Origin of the sequence: Gluconacetobacter diazotrophicus PA1 5, assembly GCF_000067045.1 — a bacterium.
Classification (GTDB): domain Bacteria; phylum Pseudomonadota; class Alphaproteobacteria; order Acetobacterales; family Acetobacteraceae; genus Gluconacetobacter; species Gluconacetobacter diazotrophicus.
In genome coordinates this window covers 2,148,321-2,169,991 of record NC_010125.1, presented here as the reverse complement: position 1 = coordinate 2,169,991, position 21,671 = coordinate 2,148,321, and the positions used below count along the sequence as shown (strand labels likewise).

Here is a 21,671-nt window from a genome sequence, read left to right as displayed (position 1 = left end):
GCCATGATGGGGGTCGCGGTCAAACCGGACCCGGCGCGGAGGGGCGGCGTGCCGCGTCATGCCCGGTGGGCGAAGATATCCGGATCTTCGTATCCCAGAAGGTCCAGCCGGGCCCGCGTGGGCAGGAAATCGTAGCAGGCCTGCGCCAGGTCGCGTCGTCCCTCGCGATGCAGCAGTACCTCCAGCTTCGTCCATAGGGCATGCAGGTGCAGCACGTCCGACGCCGCATAGGCCTTCTGTTCGGGCGTCAGTTCGGGCGCGCCCCAGTCCGAGGTCTGCTGCTGCTTGCTCAGATCGACGCCCAGCAGTTCCCGGCAGAGCTGCGCCAGCCCGTGACGCTCGGTGAAGGTCCGGACCAGCTTGGACGCGATCTTGGTGCAGATGACGGGGGCGACCGTCACCCCCAGCGAATGCTGCAGGATCGCGACGTCGAATCGCGCGAAATGCATCAGCTTGGTGATCGACGGGTCGGCCATCAGCCGCGCCAGGTTGGGGCTGGGCGTGCCGGGCAGGATCTGCACCAAGTGCGCGCTGCCGTCCCCGGCCGAGATCTGCACCAGGCACAGCCGGTCGCGATGCGGGTTCAGGCCCATCGCCTCGGTGTCCACCGCGATCGAACCGTGGAAGACCACGTCGTCCGCCAGGTCGCCGCGATGCAGCAGGATGGAGGGAGTCGCGGGTGCGGTCATGCCTGGGTTTCCCCGATGCCGGCGTTGCGATGCAGGATGGTGGAGCAGCCCATGACTTTCGATCCAGAAACACATGGCCCCATGACGACCGCGTCACGCGCGGCCCCGGGGCGAATACAGTGTCGGACATATAATAGCGGTGCCGGCAATACGCGAGGGGGGACGCCCACGCGGCCTGCCCGGCCGGGCAGGCCAGGGCCGCGAGATACACGCTGCTGTATGTTGGATGGTGCCCAGAAGAAGACTCGAACTTCCACGACCTTGCGGCCACAGGTACCTGAAACCTGCGCGTCTACCAATTCCGCCATCTGGGCTCAGAGGCCCCCGTTTCCGGGGTGGTGAAGGGCGTTTACGCTGGAACGCGGGGGCGGTCAACGGGCGCCGCGCAATATTCCGCATACGCAATAAAATTCCGCTAAGTCACGGGCCGAACGGAAAAAAGGCGCACCGCTGAAGCGGGGCGCCTGTCGGCCGATCATCATTTTCAGAAAGATGGTGCCCAGAAGAAGACTCGAACTTCCACGACCTTGCGGCCACAGGTACCTGAAACCTGCGCGTCTACCAATTCCGCCATCTGGGCTCAGAGAGGCCCCCGTTTCCGGGGTGGTGGAGGGCGTTTACTCCGCCGCTGGGGGGCGGTCAACATGGCTTCGACGATTTGCGTCGTTTTTGTTGCGTCGTCGCCTCCGGGGCTGGCGACAGGCCGGGCCGGGGGGAGGGCTGGGATGCGGTGACGGCGTGGCGGGCGGCGGCCCGTATGATATCGTCGCTTTAAACAACGGCCTGGCACGCGGATGCGGCGTGGGGCGGGCGCAAAAGGGGGACGGACATGGCGACTCGTAAAGTGGCGGCGGTCATCGGGGGTTCGGGTTTTCTCGGCCGCTACGTGGTCCGGCGCCTGGCCGAGGACGGATATGTCGTCCGGGTGGCCGCGCGGCGTGCCGACCTGGCGGCGGCGCTGCGTCCGCTGGGCGATGTCGGGCAGATCGTGCCGCTCGGGGCGTCGATCCTGGACGAGGACTCGCTGGTGCCGGTGGTCGAGAGCGCGCAGGTGGTCGTGAACCTGGTGGGCATCCTGGCCGAACGCGGCCGGGCGACGTTCCAGGCCGTGCATGTCGATGGCGCGGCGCGCGTGGCCCGGCTGGCGGCGTCGGCGGGGGTCGGGCGGCTGCTGCACGTCTCGGCCATCGGCGCGTCGCCGGACAGCCGCTCGGCCTACGGCCGCAGCAAGGCGGCCGGCGAGGAGGCGGTGCTGCGCAACATGCCCGAGGCGACGATCGTGCGTCCGTCGATCCTGTTCGGGCCGGAGGACCGGTTCACCAACCTGTTCGCCGCACTGGCGCGATACAGCCCGGTCATGCCGGTCTATGGCGCGGCGACGCGCATCCAGCCGGTCTATGCCGCCGACGTGGCCGAGGGCATCCGCCGCATCCTGGCCGGCGAGGGGCACAGTGGCGAGATCTATGAATTCGGCGGCCCCGCGATCTGGACGATGGAGGGTGTCATGCGCTGGATCGTGGCCACGCTCGGCCGCAGCCGGCTGATCTTCCCCATGCCTGGCGCGCTGGCCTGGTGGCAGGCGATGTGGCTGGAGCATCTGCCGGGCCGGATGCTGACCCGCGACCAATTGACGATGCTGTCGGTGGACAATGTGGCGTCGGAAGGCACCCCCGGCCTGCGCCTGTTGGGGATCGATGCCGTGCCGATGGAAATGATCGCGCCGTCCTACCTCAGCCGATACAAAATTACATAAATGATCAAAGTCAACGCATTATCTGGCTGATTGGTCCGATACGGACCAATTTTGCGATCTGGTCATCGGGCCGATTTGAGGTATCGCCGCGTTTTTTGTCAAAAAGGACAGTCACGCTGTCTTTTTTGACGGTGATGTCTATCGTAGGTCTTCCGCCGGAAACGTGCGCCCGCTTCGGCAGGAGCGCACGATGTCGCAGGGGGAAGCCGATGGCCGAGCGCATGCTGAAATTCGTCTCCGTGGCGCAGAGCCAGCCGGACAAGCGCCCGGCTGCCGAACGCAACGCGGATTTCGACGAGATCTATCGCGCATTCGCCGTCGGCAAGGCCGAACAGCAGGCCAGCCGGTGCTCGCAATGCGGTGTCCCATTCTGCTCGATCCATTGCCCGCTGGGCAACAATATTCCCGACTGGCTGAAGATGACGGCCGAGGGGCGGCTGGAAGAGGCCTATGCCCTGTCGTCGGCGACGAACAATTTCCCCGAGATCTGCGGCCGGATCTGCCCCCAGGACCGGCTGTGCGAAGGCAATTGCGTGATCGAGAAGGGGTTCGAGAGCGTCACCATCGGCGCGGTCGAACGCTTCATCACCGATACCGCCTTCGCCAGCGGCTGGGTCGAGCCGATCCGCCCGCCCGTGGAACGCCAGACCTCGATCGGCATCATCGGCGCCGGCCCCGGCGGCCTGGCGGCGGCGATGCAACTGCGCGAGCAGGGGCACCAGGTGCATGTCTATGACCGCTACGACCGCGTCGGCGGCCTGATGATCTACGGCATTCCTGGCTTCAAGCTGGAAAAGGACATCGTCGCGCGGCGCCATCTCTATCTGGAGGAATCGGGGGTGCGGTTCCATCTGGGCCAGAACGTCGCGGACGCGGACGGCGAGGGGCAGGTGTCGTTCGCGACGCTGGGCGCGCGTCATGACGCGGTGCTGATCGCCACCGGTGTCTACAAGTCGCGCGATATCGGCGGTCCCGGTGCGGGACTGGCGGGCATCGTCAAGGCGCTGGACTATCTGACGGTGTCGAACCGCCTGTCGCTGGGGGATGATGTGGCGGCGTCCGAAAGCGCGATGCTGAACGCGAAGGGCAAGTCGGTGGTGGTGATCGGCGGCGGCGATACGGCCATGGATTGCGTGCGCACCGCCATCCGCCAGGGTGCGAAATCGGTCAAATGCCTCTATCGCCGCGACCGCGCCAACATGCCCGGCTCGATCCGCGAAGTGAAGAATGCCGAGGAAGAGGGCGTCGAATTCGTCTGGCTGGCCGCGCCCGAGGCGTTCCTGGGCGACGGCACCGTCACCGGCGTGCGCGCCGTGCGGATGAAGCTGGGCCTGCCCGACGCCAGCGGCCGCCAGTCGGTCGAACCGGTCGAGGACAGCTCCTTCGTGCTGGAAGCCGGCCTGGTGATCAAGGCGCTGGGTTTCGATCCCGAGCCGCTGCCCACCCTGTGGGGCCAGCCGGACCTGGCGGTGTCGCGCTGGGGCACGCTGCGGATCGATCATGAAAGCTTCATGACCAGTCTGCCGGGCGTCTTCGCGGCGGGTGATATTGTGCGCGGGGCCAGCCTGGTTGTCTGGGCGATCCGCGATGGACGGGATGCCGCGACGCAGATGCATCGCTGGCTGGAGAACCGGGCGGCCGCGTGCGCCCAGGCGGCGGAGTGACGGATATGGACCAGTTTCCCCAGCAGGATGTCACCCCGGACCGGGACTTCGTGGCCGAATGGCACGACAATGCGCGCCGGATCGCGGGCCTGTACGATTCGTCGCAGGAACATGACGCCTGCGGCGTCGGGCTGGTCGCGTCCCTGGATGGGCGCAAGCGGCGCGAGGTGGTCGAGGCCGGCATCGCGGCGCTGAAGGCTGTCTGGCATCGCGGCGCGGTCGATGCCGACGGCAAGACCGGCGACGGCGCGGGCATCCATGTCGAAATCCCGCAGGATTTCTTCGCCGACGCGATCCATAGCGGCGGCGAGGGCTGCGTCGACAGCCAGATCGCGGTCGGCATGGTCTTCCTGCCCAAGACCGACCTGTCGGCGCAGGAGCGGTGCCGCCAGATCATCGAAACCGAGATCCTGGCCTTCGGCTACGGCATCTATGGCTGGCGCCAGGTGCCCATCGACACCGCCTGCATCGGCGAAAAGGCCAATGCCACGCGGCCCGAGATCGAACAGATCATGATCCGCAACCTGCTGGGCCATGACGAGGAAACGTTCGAGCGCGACCTGTACGTCATCCGCCGCCGGATCGAGAAGAGCGCGATCGCCAACCAGGTCGACCTGTATATCTGTTCGATGTCCTGCCGGTCGGTGATCTACAAGGGCATGTTCCTGGCCGAGCACCTGACGAATTTCTATCCGGACCTGCTGGATGAACGCTTCGTCAGCCGGTTCGCGATCTATCACCAGCGTTATTCGACCAATACATTCCCGACCTGGAAGCTGGCGCAGCCCTTCCGCCGCCTGGCGCATAATGGCGAGATCAACACGATCTCGGGCAACGCCAACTGGATGAAGAGCCACGAGACGCGCCTGGCCGACCCGGTGCTGGATCCGTACATGGAGGACCTGAAGCCGGTGGTGCAGGCCGGCGGGTCCGACACCGCGACGCTGGACAACGTGTACGAACTGCTGACCTTCGCCGGGCGCGACGCCCCGATGGCCAAGGCGCTGATGATCCCGGCGAGCGTGGGCGAGAATTCCGCCATGCCGCAGAAGCACAAGGACATGTACGCCTACTGCAACGCGGTGATGGAACCGTGGGACGGTCCGGCGGCCCTGTGCGCCACCGACGGGCGGTGGGTCGTGGCCGGGCTGGACCGCAGCGGCCTGCGCCCGCTGCGCTATACCGTCACGGCCAACGGGCTGCTGATCGTGGGGTCGGAAACCGGCATGGTGACGGTGCCCGAGGCCGACATCGTGCGGCGCGGGCGGCTTGGCCCGGGGCAGACGATCGGCCTCGACCTGCAGGAAGGCAAGCTCTACGGCAACGAGGCGCTGCTGGACCTGATGTCGGCCCGGCGCGATTTCGGCGCCTGGGTCCGGCATATCCAGAAGATCGGTTCGGTCGTGCGGGCCGACGTGCAGGAACCGGTCCTGTACAGCCGCGACGAACTGCGCCGCCGCCAGCTTGCGGTCGGCACGACGCTGGAGGAGCTGGAGACCATCCTGCACCCGATGGTCGAAAGCGCGGCCGAGGCGATCGGTTCGATGGGCGACGACGCGCCGCTGGCCGTGCTGTCGTCGCGCTATCGCGGCCTGGCGCATTATTTCCGCCAGGCCTTCAGCCAGGTGACCAATCCGCCGATCGACAGCCTGCGCGAGACCCGGGTCATGAGCCTGGTGACGCGGCTGGGCAACCTGGGCAACATCCTCGAGGAGTCCGAGGCCCAGTGCGACCTGCTGCAGCTGCCCAGCCCGGTCCTGACCACCGGCGAGTTCGAGGCGCTGCGGAGCTTCTGCGGTGACAGCGGATTCGTCATCGACTGCACCTTTCCCGCCGCGGACGGCGAGGCCGGGCTGCGCGATGCCATCGCCCGCATCCGGCAGGAGGCCGAGGACAGGGTGCGCGAGGGCTGCACCCACCTGTTCCTGACGGATCAGGCCCAGTCGGCCGACCGGGCCTATATCCCCATGATCCTGGCGACCGCGGCGGTGCACACGCACCTGGTCCGCCATTCGCTGCGCACCTTCACCTCGCTGAACGTCCGGTCGGCCGAGGCGCTGGACGTGCATGCCATCGCGGTGACGATCGGGGTCGGGGCCACCTCGGTCAATCCGTACCTGGCGCAGGAAAGCATCGCCGATCGGCAGCGGCGCGGCCTGTTCGGCGACATGTCGCTGCGCGAGGCGGTGGAACGCTACCGCAAGGCGGTGGACAAGGGCCTGCTGAAGGTCATGTCCAAGATGGGGATCTCGATCGTCTCGGCCTATCGCGGCGGATACAATTTCGAGGCGATCGGCCTGTCGCGCGCGCTGACGGCGGAATTCTTCCCCGGCATGCCCTCGCGCATCTCGGGCATCGGCCTGTCGGGCATTTCCACCAACGTGCTCAGCTTCCACCAGACCGCGTGGAATCAGGCGATCACCCCGCTGCCGGTCGGCGGGCAGTACAAGCTGCGCCGCAATGGCGAGGTCCATGCCTTCGACGGCAACCTGATCCACATGCTGCAGACGGCGGTGGCCAGCGACAGTTTCTCGATCTATCGCCGCTATGCCGATGCGGTGCGGCGCCAGCCGCCGGTGGCGCTGCGCGACCTGCTGGATTTCAAGGGCGGGCGCACGCCGATCCCCGTCGAAGCGGTCGAGAGCATCACCCAGTTGCGCAAGCGGCTGATCGCGCCCGGCATTTCGCTGGGCGCGCTGAGCCCCGAGGCGCACGAGACCCTGTCGATCGCGATGAACCGGATCGGCGCCCGGTCCGATTCGGGCGAGGGGGGCGAGGACCCGGCCCGCGCGCGGCCCCGCAGCAACGGGGACAACGCGTCCTCGGCCATCAAGCAGATCGCGTCGGGCCGCTTCGGCGTGACCGCGCAGTACCTGAACGATTGCCGCGAAATCGAGATCAAGATGGCCCAGGGCGCCAAGCCCGGCGAGGGCGGGCAGTTGCCCGGCTTCAAGGTCACGGGCCTGATCGCGAAGCTGCGGCACGCGACGCCGGGTGTCACCCTGATCTCGCCGCCGCCGCATCACGACATCTATTCGATCGAGGATCTGGCGCAGCTCATCTACGACCTGAAGCAGATCAACCCCGAGGCCACGGTGACGGTGAAGCTGGTGGCGCGGTCGGGAATCGGCACCATCGCGGCCGGCGTGGCCAAGGCCAAGGCCGATGCGATCCTGATTTCGGGCCATAGCGGCGGCACCGGCGCCAGCCCGCAGAGTTCGGTCAAATATGCCGGCCTGCCCTGGGAACTGGGCCTGGCGGAGGCGCATCAGGTGCTGATGCTGAACCGGCTGCGCCACCGGGTGAAGCTGCGCACCGATGGCGGGCTGAAGACCGGGCGCGACGTGGTGATCGCGGCGATGCTGGGGGCCGAGGAATTCGGCATCGGCACCGCCAGCCTGGTCGCCATGGGCTGCATCATGGTGCGCCAGTGCCATTCCAACACCTGTCCGGTCGGTGTCTGCACCCAGGACGAGGCGCTGCGCGAGAAGTTCGAGGGTACGCCGGAAAAGGTCATCAACCTGTTCTCGTTCATCGCCGAGGACGTACGCAACATCCTGGCATCCCTGGGCTTTTCGACCCTGAACGAGGTGATCGGCCGCACCGACCTGCTGCGGCAGGTGTCGCGCGGCGCGGACTACCTGGACGACCTGGACCTGAATTCCCTGCTGGCGCAGGCCGATCCCGGCCCCCATGCGCGTTACTGCACGCTTGAGGGCCGCAACGAGGTGCCCGAGACGCTGGACGGGCAGATGATCGCCGATGCGCGACCGCTGTTCGACCATGGCGAGAAGATGCAACTGCATTACAACGTGCAGAACACGCATCGGGCCATCGGCACGCGGATTTCCTCGCTGATCGTTCGGCAGTTCGGCATGACCCGCCTGGCGCCGGGCCACCTGACGGTGCGGCTGCGTGGCTCGGCCGGGCAGTCGCTGGGTGCGTTCGCGGTCCAGGGGCTGAAGCTGGAAGTGCTGGGCGACGCCAACGATTATGTGGGCAAGGGGCTGTCGGGCGCGACCATCGTGGTGCGGCAGCCGGCATCCTCGAACCTCGTGTCGAACGAAAACGCGATCATCGGCAATACGGTGCTGTATGGCGCGACCTCGGGCGCGCTCTATGCCGCCGGGCAGGCGGGCGAACGCTTCGCGGTACGCAATTCCGGCGCCGTCGCGGTGGTCGAGGGCTGCGGGTCGAACGGCTGCGAATACATGACCGGCGGCACGGTGGTGATCCTGGGCGAGGCCGGGGACAATTTCGGGGCGGGTTTCACCGGCGGCATGGCCTTCGTCTATGACGAGAAAGGCACGTTCGAACAGCGGATCAACCCCGATACGCTGCTGTGGGAGCGCGTCGCCGACCCGAAATGGGAGGCCGTGCTGCGCGACCTGGTCCAGACGCATGCGCGCGAGACGCATAGTCGCTATGCCGAACTGCTGCTGCATAAATGGGACCAGGTCCTGCCACGCTTCTGGCACCTGGTGCCGCGCGACTATGCCAAGGCGATCGGGTATGTGCCCGCGACCGAGGCCGCGCGCAGCGCATAGGTTTCAGGCGCAGGACAGGATAACCGGCGGCCGGGAGGGAGACCTTCCGGCCGTTTGTCTTGGCCGCCTGTTACCGATGATGTCGGCGGGGTCGCGCCCGCGCGCATTCCGCATTAGATGTTAGGCAGGATACGGTCACCGCGAACGCGGGACAGCAGGGTGGAGGCGCATCGATGTCTGGACAGAATCTTTCCGCCTGGATCGACGGCCCGTGCGGGGGCCGGTGCGGGCGCGAGGCCGAGGGCGGGGCGACGGCCGGCACGGCCGGGGACCTGCCGCGCTGGGACCTGGGCGACCTGTATGACAGCCCCGAATCGGACAGGCTGCGGACCGACCTGAACCAGGCGGAAGCGGACGCGGCCGCGTTCGCCGATGTCTGGCGCGGGCGCCTGGCCGGGGCCTCGCCGGCCGCGCTGGCGGAGGCGATCGCCGAATACCAGCGGATCGACGAGGTGCTGGGCCGTGCCGCGTCCTATGCGCAACTGCTGTTCGCCGGCGATTCGTCCGATGCCGCGATCGGCCGGTTCTCGCAATCGGTGAACGAGCGGCTGACGGATATCTCGACCCATCTGCTGTTCTTCACGTTGGAACTGAACCGCATCGGCGACGACGAGATGGCGGCGCGGCTGGCCGACCCGGCGCTGGCGGTCTGGGCGCCGTTCCTGCGCGACCTGCGCGTCTTCCGCCCGCATCAATTGTCCGACGAGATCGAGCAGGTCCTGCACGAGAAATCGGTCACCGGGGCGGCGGCGTGGTGCCGCCTGTTCGACGAGACGATGGCCGGCCTGCGTATCCCGCTGGACGACAGCCGGCTTACGGTCGGCGAGGCGCTGAACCGGCTGTCGGACCCGGACCGCGCGGTGCGCGAACGGGCGGCCCGCGCCATCGGCGCCGTGTTCGGCGACAATATCCGGCTGTTTTCGCTGATCACCAACACGCTGGCCAAGGACAAGGCGATTTCCGATTCGCTGCGTCACTATCCGCGCCCGGGCTCCTACCGCAACCGCAGCAACATGGTCGAGGACGAGGTCGTGGACGCGCTGGTCCAGGCCGTGACGACCGACTACCCGCGTCTGTCCCACCGCTATTACGCCCTGAAGGCGAAATGGCTGGGGCTGGAGAAGCTGGAACATTGGGACCGCAACGCCCCCCTGCCGTCGGCCGACGACCGGATCATCCCATGGGACCAGGCCACGCGGCAGGTGCTGGCGGCCTATGAGGCGTTCGACCCGCGCATGGGCACCGTCGCGCGCCGGTTCTTCGACCATGCGTGGATCGATGCCGCACCCGCGCCGGGCAAGGCGTCGGGCGCGTTCGCCCACCCCACGGTGCCGTCGGTCCATCCCTATCTGCTGCTGAACTATCACGGCCGTACCCGCGACGTGATGACCCTGGCGCACGAACTGGGGCACGGCGTGCACCAGGTGCTGGCCGCACCCCATGGCTACCTGATGTCGGGCACGCCGCTGACCCTGGCCGAGACCGCCAGCGTGTTCGGCGAAATGCTGACCTTCCGCGCGCTGCTGGATGCCGAGACCGACCCCGCGCGCCGCCGGCTGATGCTGGCGGCCAAGGTCGAGGACATGCTGAACACCGTCGTCCGCCAGATCGCATTCTACCGGTTCGAGACCCTGGTGCATGCCGAGCGGAAATCGGGCGAATTGCTGCCCGAACGGATCGGCGCCATCTGGCGGCAGGTCCAGACCGAAAGCCTGGGACCGGCGTTCAACTTCACCCCGGACTATGACGTCTACTGGACCTATGTCCCGCATTTCATTCACTCTCCGTTCTACGTGTATGCCTATGCGTTCGGGGATTGCCTGGTGAATGCGCTCTATGGCGTGTTCCAGTCCGGGCATGCGGGCTTCCAGGACAAATATCTGGACATGCTGCGCGCGGGCGGCACCATGCGGCATCGCGAATTGCTGGCGCCGTTCGGGCTGGATGCGGCCGATCCCGGATTCTGGCGCAAGGGGCTGGATGTGATTGCCGGATTTATCGACGAGCTGGAGCGTGCCTGACGTGGCGGAAGAACGGGATCTCGACAATACCGGGCTGTTCGGCGAATTCCGCCGGATGGTGCGGACCTCGGGCGCCGTCGGCGGCATCGCGGCGCGGATCGCGGGGCACAAGATGGGCATCCGGACCGACCGGACGGCCCATGCCGGCGACCTGAAATCCATCCTTGGCGGGCTGAAGGGGCCGCTGATGAAGGGCGCGCAACTGCTGTCCACCATTCCCGGTGCCCTGCCCGAGGAATATGCCGTGGAACTGGCGCAGCTCCAGGCCAATGCCCCCGCGATGGGATGGAGCTTCGTGCGCCGGCGCATGGCCAGCGAACTGGGCCGCGACTGGGAACGGCGCTTCCGCACCTTCGAGCACGAGGCCGCGGCCGCCGCCAGCCTGGGCCAGGTGCATCGGGCCGTCCTGCCCGACGGGCGGCTGGTGGCGTGCAAGCTGCAATATCCCGACATGCAGGCCACGGTGGATTCCGACCTGCGGCAGTTCCGCATGGCGGTGGGCCTGTATTACCGGATCGACAGTACCATCCAGCAGGATGACGTGCTGGTGGAACTGGAAGCGCGCCTGCGCGAGGAACTGGATTACCTGCGCGAGGCCGCGAACCTGCGGCTCTATCGCCTGATGCTGGCCGATCGGCCCGATGTCAGCGTGCCCGCCCCGGTCGAGGACATGACGACCCGGCGGCTGCTGGTCATGGACTGGCTGGAGGGCCGCGGGGTGCAGAAGGTCCTGGACACCAACCCGTCGCAGGACCAGCGCAATGCCATGGCGCGCGCGCTGTTCCATGCGTGGTACGTGCCGCTGTACCGTTACGGCGTCATCCATGGCGACCCGCACATGGGCAATTTCACCGTGCGGGGCGATTACGGGCTGAACCTGCTGGACCTGGGCGCGATCCGGATCTTCCCGGCTAGGTTCGTGCAGGGCATCATCGACCTGTACCGCGCGCTGGAACGCAATGACGAGGACCTGGCCTATCACGCCTATCAGGCCTGGGGCTTTACCAACATGTCGCGCGAGACGATGCGGATCCTCAATGAATGGGCCCGCTTCATCTACGAACCGCTGATGCAGGACCGGGTGCGTCCCATCCAGGAAAATGACGACCCGCAATTCGGCCGCGCGGTGGCCGAACGCGTCTATGCCGGACTGAAGCGCACGGGCGGGGTGCGCCCGCCGCGCGAATTCGTGCTGGTGGACCGCTCCGCCATCGGGTTGGGCAGCGTGTTCCTGCGCCTGGGCGCGAAATTGAACTGGTACCGGCTGTTCCAGGAACTGATCGCCGATTTCGACGCGGCGCAACTGGCGGCCCGGCAGGCGGAGGCTATTCGGGTTGCCGGAGTGCCGACGCCGATCGAGGCCTGATCCGCATGAATGAAACGTCCGACGCGGACAGGGAGCCGTTGTCGCCGCCACTTTCCCGGCCGCTCTCCGGATGGACCAGGGAGCGCCGGGCGATCGTCTTATGGTCCCAGTCCGGAAGCTTAATCGTTGTTTCAGGGAATGTCGTTGGCCGACATGTCGGCGACCCGGCAGGCTCGATCCTGTTCGCCATCGGATTTGGCTGCATCCTATGGGCGCTCAAGATCCTGATCGAAAATTGGACAGAACTGAGACGCCCCTCGGCGGGGCTTACGAAGCCGTCGTTAAAAGCGAAAGGCCTGCTGAACCGGCGGCGCTAGCGTCGTCTCGTTTAGCCCGGCGCGGCGCGCGCGTTCGGTGCGCAGGGTGAAGGCCAGGTCGGGGCCGCGTCGGCGGTCCTCGGCCAGCAGCCGGTCCAGGTCGCCGGTCGCCAGGTTGCGGATCTGGCGGCCGCGTAGCGGGCCGTGCGGCACACGGGTCAGCAGGGCGGGTTCGCGCGACCAGCGCAGCAACTGCTCCACCGTGGCCAGCGCCAGCATGTCGCGCAGATGGTGCGCCGTGACATAGGCATCGGGCCCGGCGCGGTGCGGCGGGTCGCCCAGTGCGCGCTCCAGCCCGGCAGGCCGGCGGGAATGGCGCAGGCCCTGGTTGGAATGTCCCGGTTCGTCGGGCCACAGCCGCAGCGCGCATTTATAGGTGCAGATCCAGTGCAGTCCGGTCGTCAGGGCAGGCGGCAGGCTGCCGCGAATCCAGCCCTGTTCGAAACTGGCGCGATGGGCCGCCATCGCCGCCGGCCGGTCCGCCGGGTGCAGGATGTCGGGCGCGATCTCGGCAAAGGGCGGGGCGTCGCGCACGTGCGCGTCGGTAATGTGATGGATCGCCATGGTCTGCGGCGTGATGGGGCCGCCCGGGTGGGTCAGGCGCGCCCCGGGTGGGCCGGCCAGGGCCCAGGTGCCGTCGGCGTCCCGGGCGACATCCTGCCAGCCGATTTCGACGATCCCGCCATCGGCGGCATTCCGCCCGCTGGTTTCCAGGTCGATCACGCGGACGAACGGCGTGGGCGGGCTGCCGGAAGGGGGGATGGAACCGTCCATCCCGCGAGTGTAGGCCGCGCGGGCGAGATGCCAAGGCCGAATTGCGGCGGGGGGCGGGTGTGCGTGCGATGGGCCTTGCGTCCGGGTCGCGCGATCCCCACAGTCCGCAACTATGCCCGCGCCCGCCAGCAAGAAGACCCGCCGTCCCGATCCGTCGGACGAGATCGTGACCTTCCAGCCCGAACGGCAGCCGCCGAAGGAGAAGACGCGGCGACTGACCATCCAGTCGCCCTACGAACCGGCGGGCGACCAGCCGCGTGCCATCGGCGAACTGGTGGCGGGGGTCGAAGGCGGCGAGCGCGACCAGGTGCTGCTGGGCGTTACCGGGTCGGGCAAGACCTTCACGATGGCCAAGATCATCGAGGCGACGCAGAAACCCACCCTGATCCTGGCGCCGAACAAGACGCTGGCGGCCCAGCTCTATGGCGAGATGAAGCAGTTCTTCCCCGACAACGCGGTGGAATATTTCGTCAGCTACTACGATTACTACCAGCCCGAGGCCTATGTCCCGCGCTCGGACACCTATATCGAAAAAGACAGCCAGATCAACGAACAGATCGACCGTATGCGCCACGCCGCGACCCAGGCGCTGCTGGAACGCAACGACGTCATCATCGTGGCCTCGGTGTCGTGCATCTACGGTATCGGCTCGGTCGAAACCTATTCGCGCATGGTGGTGCGGCTGGAGGTCGGGGGGGAGATCGACCGCGACCGGCTGGTCAAGGCGCTGGTGGACCTGCAATACCGGCGCAACGACGCGGCCTTCCAGCGCGGAACCTTTCGCGTGCGCGGTGAAAGCGTGGACGTGTTCCCGGTGCAGAACGAGGACCGGGCCTGGCGGATCTCGCTGTTCGGCGACGAAATCGACGCCATCACCGAATTCGATCCGCTGACGGGCGACAAGACCGGCGACCTGCAGGAGGTCAGCATCTACGCCAACAGCCATTATGTCACGCCGCGCCCCACGCTGAACCAGGCGGTGATCGGCATCAAGCATGAACTGCGCCAGCGCCTGAACGACCTGACGGAAGAGGGCAAGCTGCTGGAGGCCGAGCGGTTGCAGCAGCGCACCACGTTCGACCTGGAGATGATCGAGACCACCGGGGTGTGCAAGGGAATCGAGAATTATTCCCGCTACCTGTCCGGCCGCCAGCCCGGCGATCCGCCGCCGACCCTGTTCGAATATTTGCCCGAGGACGCGCTGCTGATCGTCGATGAAAGCCACGTCACCGTGCCGCAGATCGGCGGCATGGAGCGGGGGGATTTCGCGCGCAAGTCCATCCTGTCGGAATTCGGCTTCCGCCTGCCGTCCTGCCTGGACAACCGGCCGCTGAAATTCGCGGAATGGGACCTGTTCCGGCCGCAGACGATCTTCGTCAGCGCCACCCCCGGCCCGTGGGAAATGGAACGCGTGGGCGGCGTCTTTGCCGAACAGGTCATCCGCCCCACCGGGCTGATCGACCCGGTGACCGATATCCGCCCGGTGGAACGGCAGGTCGATGATCTGCTGGCGGAATGCCGCCTGACCATCGCAGCAGGGGGGAGGGTGCTGGTCACGACCCTGACCAAGCGCATGGCCGAGGACCTGACCGATTACATGAACGAGGCCGGGATTCGCGTCCGCTACCTGCATTCGGACGTCGATACGCTGGAACGGATCGAAATCATCCGCGACCTGCGCCTGGGCGCGTTCGACGTTCTGATCGGCATCAACCTGCTGCGCGAGGGGCTGGACATTCCCGAATGTTCGCTGGTCGCGATCCTGGACGCGGACAAGGAGGGCTTCCTGCGCTCGCGCACCTCGCTGGTCCAGACGATCGGGCGCGCGGCGCGCAACGTGGACGGGCGCGTCGTGCTCTATGCCGACAAGATGACCGACAGCCTGCGCTACGCCATCGAGGAAACGGCGCGGCGGCGGGAAAAGCAGTCGGCCTGGAACGCGGCGCACGGGATCACGCCGCAATCGGTCCGCAAGCAGATCGGCGAGGCCCTGTCTTCGGTGTTCGAGCAGGATTACGTCACCGTCGCGCCCACGAAGGATGGGGATGTCGCGGAATTCGTCGGCAAGGATTTGGGCAGCGCGATCGCCGAGTTGGAAAAGCGGATGCGCGCGGCGGCGGCGGACCTGGAATTCGAAACCGCGGCGCGGCTGCGCGACGAGATCAAGCGGCTGGAGGCGCTGGAACTGGGACTGGACCCGGTACCGGTGCCCGTCTCGACGGCAGGCACCGGGCGGCCGCCCCGGCGCAAGGCGGGCAAGGGACCCGAGCCGTTGGGGCCGGGCGGCGGCGGATATGATCCGTCCAAGGGGCGTGGACCGCGCCGCCGAGGTGGGGGACGATAGAAAGACGTCGTCACGGCAACGCAACCGGCGACGCGGGAGAACGAACGGAATGATCGAACTGACTGCCGGAACGGGCCGGCTGGGATTGCTGCCCGAACTGGGGGGTGCCGTCGCCTACTGGAAGAGCCGCGACATCTGCGTGCTGCACGCCGTCAGCGACGCCAACCTGCTGGCGCAGCGGGGCCGGGCGGTTTCGGGCTATCCGCTGGTTCCGTTCTCCAATCGCGTGGCCAACGGCCATTTCCGGTTCGAGGGTACCGAGTATCGGATGAAGCCCAATTTTGGCGGCGAGTCCAATACCCTCCACGGGAATGGCTGGGAGCATCCGTGGCAACTGGAATTGCTGGCCGACGACAGTGCGACACTGGTGCTGGACTGGCATCCCCCCTACGAGCAGGTGACGGGCCAGGTGATCGGCCAGTGGCCCTTCGCCTATCGTGCGCAACTGCGCTTCGACCTGCGCGAGGACAGCCTGTCGATCGGTATGCTGATCGAAAACACCGACCTGCGGTCCCAGCCGGTGGGAATGGGTTTCCACCCCTATTTTCCCCGGCGCAGCGGCCTGCAACTGGGCTTTGCTGCCGAAACGGTCTGGACGAACGACGAACACCACCTGCCCGCATTGCGCGTGCCGGCGACGGGGGACTGGTCGTTCGAGCATATGCATGCCGTCACCACGCAGGATATCGACAATTGCTATGCGGGGTGGGAACGCGCGGCCTTCCTGCGCTGGCCGAACGAAGGGCTGGCCCTGACGATCGAGGCCGACGATCCGTTCCGTCACCTGGTCCTGTTCACCCCGCCGGACAAACCCTTCATCGCCGTCGAGCCGGTGACGAACATGAACGACGCGTTCAACCATTCCGGCGTCATCGATCGGGGCGTGCATGTCCTGGCCCCCGGCGCAAAGCTGGAGGGACATATCCGCATCGCCCTGATGGCCTGTTAGGATGTTGGTCCGGAAACGCGCGCTGGTGGCGATCCGACGCGTGTTTCCTGCGCTTCGTGGCGCTCGCGCTCACCAGCCCACGTTTCCGGACCAACATCGAGGCCTGTTTTGCGATGAGTGACGACGACAATGATGACGACGATGCGGCACCCCGGCGGCTGGAGGGGGTGTCGCGTTATGTCACGCCCGCGGGCATGGCGGCGATGCGGGGGGAACTGAACGCGCTGCTGCGCGATGAACGGCCCCGGATCGTCGATATCGTGTCCTGGGCGGCGGGCAATGGCGATCGGTCGGAAAATGGCGACTACCTGTACGGCAAGAAGCGCCTGCGCGAGATCGACCGGCGCGTGCGCTTCCTGACCCGTCGGATCGAAAAGGCGATCGTGGTCGATCCCGCCGCCCAGACCCGGCGTGACCGCGTGTTCTTCGGTGCGACCGTCACCTATGTGACCGAGGACGATACCGAACGGACGGTCGTCATCGTGGGCGTGGATGAATCCGACCTGGCGGCGGGCCAGGTCAGCCTGGCATCGCCCGTGGCCCGTGCGCTGCTGGGCGGCCGGGTGGGGGACGAGGTCCGTCTGCTGACTCCGGCGGGGGCCGAGATGATCGAAATCCTGCGGATTGCCTATCCCGCCCCGGCTGAAATGGTATGAGATTTTTCGTTGCAAAGAAATTCGACTAAGAAGCAGGGGCGGATGGCGCCGTTCGTCGTCCGCGGTCCGAATCGTCGCCGGAGGCTGCGTCCATGTCCCGCCCGTTGAAGGTCGCCGTACAGATGGATCCCCTCGCCGGGATCGACATCAATGGCGACTCCACCTTTGCCCTGATGCTGGAGGCGCAGGCCCGGGGATACGAACTGTTCGTCTACCATGTGCAGGGCCTGAGCCTGCGCGAGGGACGCACCGACGGGCATGCTGGCGGCACGCGAACCGAGCGGCTGACCGCACGGGCGCGCCCCGCACGCGTCCAGCGCGTGGCGGGCGATCACGCGGCGCTGGGCGAGGAACGGGTGCTGGACCTGTCGGGGATGGACGTGATCCTGATGCGTCAGGACCCGCCGTTCGACATGGCCTATATTACCGCCACGCATATGCTGGAACATGTCCACGGTACCGGCCCGGGCCGGGCGCTGGTGGTCAACGACCCGGAATCGGTGCGCAACGCGCCGGAAAAGCTGCTGGTCACGCATTATCCCGACCTGATGCCGCCCACGCTGGTGACGTGGGACGTCCAAGCCATCCGCGATTTCCGCGCCCAGTGGCGGGACATCATCGTCAAGCCGCTGTTCGGCAATGGCGGCGCGGGCGTCTTCCGCATCCGTGAGGATGACGAAAACCTGAATTCCCTGCTGGAGATGCATTTCGCCCGCTCGCGCGAGCCCCTGATGATCCAGCGGTACGAGGCCGCGGTCCGGCGCGGCGACAAGCGTATCATCCTGGCGGACGGCCAGCCGATCGGTGCCATCAACCGCGTTCCCGCGCAGGGCGAGGCCCGGTCGAACATGCATGTGGGCGGCAAGGCGGCGAAGGTGGAACTGACCCCGCGCGACCGCGAGATCTGCGAGGCGATCGGACCGATGCTGCGTGAAAAGGGATTGATCTTCGTCGGGATCGACGTGATCGGCGACTGGCTGACCGAGATCAATGTGACGTCGCCGACCGGCCTGCAGGAAATAGACCGGTTCGATGATATCAACTCGGCGGGCCTGATCTGGGACTGCATCCTGCGCCGGCTGGATGGCGGGGCTTGATCGGGTGGGCGAGGGGATGCGGCCAAGGTGGCACGAACAAATGGGAAGGGCAGGCATTTTGCGGCGCGACAGCGGACTTTGGTGCGACGGCCACTTGAAGACAATCGCCCGGCAGGGCAGAGAGGACTCCTGATGAGCGAAGTTCTTCAAGACGCCCCCGCCGAGACGGGTTCCGCGGCCGGCATCGCGGGTGGCTATGCCCCCGCGCCGCGTTCGGCCCTTGATGCCGAAGCCGTGAAAGCCGCCTATCGCCGCTGGGCGGGCGTGTATGACGCCCTGTTCGGCGGGGTCTCGGCCTTCGGGCGCAAGCGCGCGGTCGCGGCGGTCAACGGCCTGCCCGGCTCGGCGGTGCTGGAAGTGGGGGTCGGCACCGGCCTGGCGCTGCCCCATTACCGATCCGACAAGCGCATCACCGGCATCGACCTGTCGGGGGACATGCTGGACCGGGCGCGTCAGCGCGTGGCGCGGATGAACCTGCGCAATGTCGACGCGCTGCTGGAAATGGATGCCGAGGAGACGCGCTTCGCCGATGGCTCGTTCGACATCGCGGTCGCGATGTTCGTGGCCTCGGTCGTGCCTAATCCGCGCCGGCTGCTGTGCGAGCTGAAGCGCGTGGTGCGGCCGGGTGGCCACATCCTGTTCGTCAATCATTTCCTGGCCACGGGCGGCGTGCGGCTGGCGGTGGAACGCGGCATGGCGCGGGCCTCGCACTCGCTGGGCTGGCATCCCGATTTCGCCATCGAATCCCTCCTGCCGCCGGCCGACCTGGCGCAGGCGACGATCCAGTCCGTGCCCCCCGCCGGGCTGTTCACGCTGGTGACGCTGCCGCGTGACGGCGCGGCGCCTTCGGTCGAAACCATGGCCGGCTGACATGGCCGGCCCGCCGCGTCGGCGGGGCGGGAATGGCGGCCATGCCGGATGCGGGCTCCTCGGGGCTCGTCTTTGCAGGCACGCTCCGGTAAAATCATCGCGCTTTGAGGAAGACCGCCTGGCGCGGTCCGTTATCGCAGGAGAAGAGGCGCATGCCGACTGACGGGCAGGTTCGGGCAGGGATCGGAACCGGTGGCTTCCCGGCGCGATGGAACCGCGCATGCGGCCACAAGACGGTCGGAAGCCTGTATCTGGTCCTGGCCGTGCTGGCGGGGCTGGCGGGCGGCGGCCTCGCGCTTCTGCTGCAGGTCGGTCAGGCTGGGCTGGACGGGGCCGCCTCCGCCCCGTGGCACCGCATGACGATCGATCACGGCGCGCTGATGATCCTGTTCTGTGCCCTGCCGGCCCTGACCGGCGGGTTCGGGTCCTGGTTCGTGCCGCTGCTGCTGGGGGCGCCGGATATGGCGTTCCGCCGGCTGAACCTGCTGTGCTGGGCCGGCCTGGCCGTCAGCTTCGCGCTGGTCCTGTCCGGGATGGCGACGGCGCCGGGCATGCTGCTGTGGTGTGCCGCGATGCTGGGCCTGTCGATCGACATGGTCGCGACGGTGCTGAACATGCGCCGCCCCGGTATGGCGCTGCGCGACATGCCGCTGTTCGCCTGGGCGCAGGCGCTGACCGGGATGATGATGGTGATCGTGCTGCCGGTGCTGGCGGCCTCGCTGACGCGCGGCCTGCTGGCCGGTACCGGCGGGCGGCAGGCCGAACTGGCGTTGCGCGCCTTTTCGGGTCCCGAAATCGGCCTGTTGCTGCTGCCGGCCGCGGGCATCGTATGCCAGGTGGTCGAAACCTTTTCAGGCGTCGCCCTGCGGCTGCGTGGCGCGGCGCTGGGGGCCATGGTCGTCCTGTCCGTGGGGGGTGCGACCATCTGGGTGCATGACCTGTTCGCTGATGGGCTGGCCGTGCAATCCGTCGTGCGGCCCCTGATCGAACAGGCGACGATCGCGGTGCCCATGCTGGTCCTGCTGGCGGCCTGGGGCGCCACCGTCCTGGGCGGGCGGGCGGCTTTCCGCGTGCCGATGCTGTGGGCCTGCGCCTTTGCTGTGCTGCTGGTCGCGGGGCCGGTCCTGGCGCTGCTGGGCGGTCCGGCGGCCGGGCATGCCGTGGCGCTGCCGGCCGCGCTGTTCGCGACATTCGCCGGTTTTTATTACTGGATCGGCAAGATGACGGGCCGCGCCTGCCCCGAACGGGCCGGCCGGCTGCATGTCGCGCTGGCGGTGGGGGGCAGCATCCTGTTGCTGGCTCCGCATCAGCCGGCTTTCGTATCGACCGGCGTGGTGCTGCTGGGCCTGTCGATGCTGGCCTTCGTCGCCGCCATCGCCCTGACGCTGGCGGGACGCACGCGTCCGCTGGCCGCGAATTACTGGGGGCCGGGTGCCCGGACCCTGGAATGGACGGTGCCGTCGCCCGCACCGCGTGACTCCTTCGCCGGTATCCTGGCCCACGGAGCACGGGCGTGAGCGGCGCGGCAACCACCGAAGGCGCCGTAACCCGTTTCGACGCCGCTTTGGTCGGAACCGAGGCCCGCGACTGGTTCGCGCTGCTGAAGCCGCGGGTGATTTCGCTGGTCGTGTTCACCGGCGCGGCCGGGTTGGCCATGGCGCCGGGACCGATCAATCCGCTGATCGCCGCTGTCAGCATCCTGTGCATCTGCATGGCCTCCGGGGCCGCCGGTGCCATCAACATGTGGTATGACCGCGACATCGACGCGGTGATGACCCGCACCGCGCGGCGCCCGATCCCTGACGGCCGCATTCGTGACGACCAGGCGCTGGGCTTCGGCATCGGCCTGTCGGTGGCGTCGGTCCTGCTGATGTGGCTGGCAGCCAACGCCCTGGCGGCGTTTATCCTGGCGTTCTCGATCTTCTTCTATGCCGTGATCTACACGATGTGGCTGAAGCGTTCGACGCCGCAGAACATCGTGATCGGCGGGGCCGCGGGCGCATTCCCGCCGATGATCGGGTGGGCCGCCACCACCGGGTCGCTGGGCGTGCTGCCGGTGGTAATGTTCGCCATCGTCTTTCTCTGGACCCCGCCGCATTTCTGGTCGCTGTCGCTGTATGCCTGCAAGGATTACGGTCGCGCCGGAATCCCGATGCTGCCGGTCGTGCGGGGTGCGCGGCATACGCGGTGGCAGATCCTGTTCTACACGCTGATCCTGTCGGCGGTGTCGCTGGTGCCGTCGTTTCTGCATCAGGCGGGCTGGCTCTATACCGGTGTCGCGTCGCTGCTGGATGCCGGGTTCGTCGCCTGCGCGGTTGGCGTGTTGACGGATCGACAGGACGAGGCCGGCGTCAGCCTGACGGGCGACCGGCCGGCGCGTCGGGCGTTCCGCTATTCCCTGGCCTACCTGTTCCTGCTGTTCTGCGGACTGCTGGCCGACCACTTCCTGATCATGCGATAGGGGCGGGCGATGAATCAGCCACATTCCCTGACGGACGCCGAAGCCACCGAATTCGTCCGACGCCATCGCGGCCGTATTTACGGCGTGGCGATCACGCTGCTGGCCCTGGCGGCCGTATTCTACGGGCTGGCGCTGGTCCGCTTGTGATGAAGTGAAGGCCGGG

General features: G+C 67.3%; 16 protein-coding genes and 2 tRNA genes. 13 read left to right on the top strand and 5 right to left on the bottom strand.

The genetic code is table 11. The features are described 5' to 3' along the window. Positions 1-56: 56 nt before the first annotated feature. The 3 genes from GDI_RS10085 to GDI_RS10075 form a co-directional block, all read right to left on the bottom strand. Positions 57-689 (bottom strand): ribonuclease D, encoded by a 633-nt coding sequence (locus GDI_RS10085; RefSeq protein ID WP_012225877.1) that lies wholly within the window; start codon positions 687-689, stop codon positions 57-59. Between the two features lie 227 nt (positions 690-916). After that, positions 917-1,003 (bottom strand) — tRNA-Leu (locus tag GDI_RS10080). Between the two features lie 179 nt (positions 1,004-1,182). Further along, positions 1,183-1,269 (bottom strand) — tRNA-Leu (locus GDI_RS10075). Between the two features lie 249 nt (positions 1,270-1,518). Between GDI_RS10075 and GDI_RS10070 the strand changes: the two genes are divergently transcribed. Then, positions 1,519-2,442 (top strand): complex I NDUFA9 subunit family protein, encoded by a 924-nt coding sequence (locus tag GDI_RS10070; RefSeq protein WP_012225875.1) that lies wholly within the window; start codon positions 1,519-1,521, stop codon positions 2,440-2,442. 10 nt (positions 2,443-2,452) lie between these two features. On the opposite strand, the gene GDI_RS19775 is transcribed toward GDI_RS10070, so the two are convergent. Further along, positions 2,453-2,665 carry a hypothetical protein gene (locus GDI_RS19775; protein WP_157871022.1) on the bottom strand — a complete coding sequence of 71 codons (213 nt, stop codon included), beginning with the start codon at positions 2,663-2,665 and terminating at the stop codon, positions 2,453-2,455. On the opposite strand from GDI_RS19775, the gene GDI_RS10065 reads away from it, so the two are divergent. From GDI_RS10065 to GDI_RS10050, 4 genes are all read left to right on the top strand, one after another. Next, a complete protein-coding gene (locus tag GDI_RS10065) occupies positions 2,652-4,106 on the top strand; it encodes an NAD(P)-dependent oxidoreductase (protein ID WP_012553066.1) in 1,455 nt (484 codons plus the stop codon). The two genes, GDI_RS19775 and GDI_RS10065, sit on opposite strands and share 14 nt — an antisense overlap. 5 nt (positions 4,107-4,111) lie before the next feature. Then, on the top strand, positions 4,112-8,653 hold the full coding sequence (gene gltB, locus GDI_RS10060; RefSeq protein ID WP_012553065.1) for a glutamate synthase large subunit: 4,542 nt from the start codon (positions 4,112-4,114) through the stop codon (positions 8,651-8,653). A 173-nt stretch (positions 8,654-8,826) separates the two neighbouring features. Then, positions 8,827-10,674, top strand: a complete 1,848-nt coding sequence (locus GDI_RS10055; protein WP_012225870.1) for a M3 family oligoendopeptidase — start codon at positions 8,827-8,829, stop codon at positions 10,672-10,674. A gap of 1 nt (position 10,675) precedes the next feature. Continuing rightward, entirely contained in the window at positions 10,676-12,040 is a 1,365-nt protein-coding gene (locus GDI_RS10050; protein WP_012225868.1) for an ABC1 kinase family protein, read from the top strand. A 281-nt stretch (positions 12,041-12,321) separates the two neighbouring features. On the opposite strand, the gene GDI_RS10045 is transcribed toward GDI_RS10050, so the two are convergent. Further along, positions 12,322-13,131, bottom strand: coding sequence for an exonuclease domain-containing protein (locus GDI_RS10045; RefSeq protein ID WP_012225864.1), 810 nt, complete (start codon positions 13,129-13,131; stop codon positions 12,322-12,324). Between the two features lie 112 nt (positions 13,132-13,243). On the opposite strand from GDI_RS10045, the gene uvrB reads away from it, so the two are divergent. The 8 genes from uvrB to GDI_RS20040 all read left to right on the top strand — a co-directional run bounded on the left by uvrB (position 13,244) and on the right by GDI_RS20040 (position 21,655). Next, positions 13,244-15,475 carry an excinuclease ABC subunit UvrB gene (gene uvrB, locus GDI_RS10040; protein WP_012225862.1) on the top strand — a complete coding sequence of 744 codons (2,232 nt, stop codon included), beginning with the start codon at positions 13,244-13,246 and terminating at the stop codon, positions 15,473-15,475. Positions 15,476-15,524: 49 nt separating this feature from the next. Next, entirely contained in the window at positions 15,525-16,424 is a 900-nt protein-coding gene (locus GDI_RS10035; RefSeq protein WP_012225860.1) for an aldose 1-epimerase, read from the top strand. A gap of 113 nt (positions 16,425-16,537) precedes the next feature. After that, the gene (gene greB, locus GDI_RS10030) at positions 16,538-17,080 is read left to right on the top strand and encodes a transcription elongation factor GreB (protein ID WP_012553064.1); all 543 of its coding nucleotides are present in this window, start codon (positions 16,538-16,540) and stop codon (positions 17,078-17,080) included. A 92-nt stretch (positions 17,081-17,172) separates the two neighbouring features. After that, positions 17,173-18,177: a glutathione synthase gene (gene gshB, locus GDI_RS10025; RefSeq protein ID WP_012225856.1), complete on the top strand. Its 1,005-nt coding sequence runs from the start codon at positions 17,173-17,175 to the stop codon at positions 18,175-18,177. Positions 18,178-18,309: 132 nt separating this feature from the next. Beyond that, a complete protein-coding gene (locus GDI_RS10020) occupies positions 18,310-19,047 on the top strand; it encodes a class I SAM-dependent methyltransferase (protein ID WP_012553063.1) in 738 nt (245 codons plus the stop codon). 152 nt (positions 19,048-19,199) lie between these two features. Beyond that, positions 19,200-20,564 carry a cbb3-type cytochrome c oxidase subunit I gene (locus GDI_RS10015; RefSeq protein WP_012553062.1) on the top strand — a complete coding sequence of 455 codons (1,365 nt, stop codon included), beginning with the start codon at positions 19,200-19,202 and terminating at the stop codon, positions 20,562-20,564. Continuing rightward, positions 20,561-21,508: a heme o synthase gene (locus tag GDI_RS10010; protein WP_012225851.1), complete on the top strand. Its 948-nt coding sequence runs from the start codon at positions 20,561-20,563 to the stop codon at positions 21,506-21,508. Before GDI_RS10015 ends, GDI_RS10010 begins: the two co-directional genes overlap by 4 nt. 9 nt (positions 21,509-21,517) lie before the next feature. Continuing rightward, on the top strand, positions 21,518-21,655 hold the full coding sequence (locus GDI_RS20040; RefSeq protein ID WP_012225849.1) for a hypothetical protein: 138 nt from the start codon (positions 21,518-21,520) through the stop codon (positions 21,653-21,655). The last annotated feature ends 16 nt before the right edge of the window (positions 21,656-21,671 follow it).

Bases quoted from the DNA above. Each gene is read 5' to 3' on its own strand.
- greB (WP_012553064.1), top strand. From the start codon at position 16,538: ATGAGTGACGACGACAATGATGACGACGATGCGGCACCCCGGCGGCTG.
- gshB (WP_012225856.1), top strand. From the start codon at position 17,173: ATGTCCCGCCCGTTGAAGGTCGCCGTACAGATGGATCCCCTCGCCGGG.
- GDI_RS10065 (WP_012553066.1), top strand. From the start codon at position 2,652: ATGGCCGAGCGCATGCTGAAATTCGTCTCCGTGGCGCAGAGCCAGCCG.
- GDI_RS10070 (WP_012225875.1), top strand. From the start codon at position 1,519: ATGGCGACTCGTAAAGTGGCGGCGGTCATCGGGGGTTCGGGTTTTCTC.
- GDI_RS19775 (WP_157871022.1), bottom strand. From the start codon at position 2,665: ATGCGCTCGGCCATCGGCTTCCCCCTGCGACATCGTGCGCTCCTGCCG.
- GDI_RS10035 (WP_012225860.1), top strand. From the start codon at position 15,525: ATGATCGAACTGACTGCCGGAACGGGCCGGCTGGGATTGCTGCCCGAA.
- GDI_RS10015 (WP_012553062.1), top strand. From the start codon at position 19,200: ATGCCGACTGACGGGCAGGTTCGGGCAGGGATCGGAACCGGTGGCTTC.
- GDI_RS20040 (WP_012225849.1), top strand. From the start codon at position 21,518: ATGAATCAGCCACATTCCCTGACGGACGCCGAAGCCACCGAATTCGTC.
- GDI_RS10045 (WP_012225864.1), bottom strand. From the start codon at position 13,131: ATGGACGGTTCCATCCCCCCTTCCGGCAGCCCGCCCACGCCGTTCGTC.
- gltB (WP_012553065.1), top strand. From the start codon at position 4,112: ATGGACCAGTTTCCCCAGCAGGATGTCACCCCGGACCGGGACTTCGTG.
- GDI_RS10055 (WP_012225870.1), top strand. From the start codon at position 8,827: ATGTCTGGACAGAATCTTTCCGCCTGGATCGACGGCCCGTGCGGGGGC.
- uvrB (WP_012225862.1), top strand. From the start codon at position 13,244: ATGCCCGCGCCCGCCAGCAAGAAGACCCGCCGTCCCGATCCGTCGGAC.
- GDI_RS10085 (WP_012225877.1), bottom strand. From the start codon at position 689: ATGACCGCACCCGCGACTCCCTCCATCCTGCTGCATCGCGGCGACCTG.
- GDI_RS10020 (WP_012553063.1), top strand. From the start codon at position 18,310: ATGAGCGAAGTTCTTCAAGACGCCCCCGCCGAGACGGGTTCCGCGGCC.